The sequence below is a fragment of the Desulfonatronum zhilinae genome (assembly GCF_900182865.1).
Classification (GTDB): domain Bacteria; phylum Desulfobacterota; class Desulfovibrionia; order Desulfovibrionales; family Desulfonatronaceae; genus Desulfonatronum; species Desulfonatronum lacustre.
Genome location: NZ_FXUJ01000065.1, coordinates 2,503 through 3,829 on the forward strand (window position 1 = coordinate 2,503; position 1,327 = coordinate 3,829).

The following is a 1,327-nucleotide window of genomic DNA, read 5'->3' on the forward strand; positions in this document are numbered from 1 at the left end:
ACCTGACTACCGCGAACTTCCAGTTCGTGGAGATCATGCCCTGGGTCCCGGCCTGGAACATGAACTACCATGTCGGCGTGGACGGAATCAGCATCCTGATGATCTTTCTGACCGTGCTGCTTTTGCCCCTGTGCGTACTCTGCTCCTGGACCTACATCGGCAAACGAGTCAAGGAGTTCCATTTCTGCCTGCTGCTGATGATCGGGGCCTGCGTGGGCATTTTTTCGGCCCTGGACTTCGTGTTGTTCTACATCTTCTGGGAAGCCATGCTCATCCCCATGTTCCTGCTCATCGCGGTCTGGGGCGGGCCCAACAAGCGCTACGCGTCGCTGAAGTTTTTCATCTACACCCTGGCCGGCAGCACGCTGTTTCTGGCGGCCATCGTGGCATTTTTCGTGAACACCGGAACCTTCTCCATCCCGGAACTGATGACCCATGAATACGCCTTCAACTTCCAGTTCTGGACCTTCCTGGCCATGGCCCTGGCCTTTGCCATCAAGGTGCCCATGTTCCCGTTCCACACCTGGCTTCCGGCTGCCCACGTGGAAGCGCCCACCGCGGGCTCGGTGCTCCTGGCCTCCATCCTGCTCAAAATGGGCACCTACGGCTTTTTACGCTTCTGCCTGCCCCTGACCCCGGCGGCCAGCGAATACTTTGCGCCGCTGATGATCACCATTTCCATCATCTCCATCCTCTACGGCGGGGCCATCGCCCTGGGCCAGAGGGACATGAAGAAGCTGATCGCCTATTCCTCCGTGGCCCACATGGGCTTCGTGACCCTGGGCATCTTCGTCTTCACCATGCGCGGGGTGGAAGGGGCGATCATGCAGATGATCAACCACGGGATCACCACCGGGGCGCTGTTCATGCTCGTGGGCGCGATCTACGAACGCAGCCACAGCCGGGAAATCGCGGACAACATGGGCCTGGGCAAATACCTGCCCGCCTACATGTTCTTCTTCGGCCTGTTCGCCATCGCGTCCTTCGGCTTCCCCGGCACCAACGGCTTCGTTTCCGAAGCCCTGGTGCTCATCGGCGTGTTCGAGGCCAACTACCTCCTAGGCGCCTTGACCATCCCCGGGGTGATGCTGGCTGCGGCCTATATGCTCCGCCTGGGCCTAAAGCTGGCCTGGGGCCAGCCGTCCCAGGCAGCGAACTGGAAGGACCTGAATACCCGCGAATGGGTCTACCTGGCCCCCCTGGCCGTGCTGGTCCTGTACCTGGGCCTGATGCCCACCCTGGCCCTGAAAACCATCAATCCCTCGGTGGTCCATCTCCTAAACCAGTATGAAACCCGCAAGGCCCTGCACCTGGAGTCGTCCCTGCA

1 protein-coding gene is annotated in these 1,327 nt (G+C 60.6%); it reads left to right on the top strand.

Annotation, left to right across the window (positions count from 1 at the left end; translation table 11 throughout):
* The coding region (locus tag AC559A_RS18840) for a complex I subunit 4 family protein (RefSeq protein WP_498819234.1) at positions 1-1,327 on the top strand (1,327 nt) is incomplete at both ends.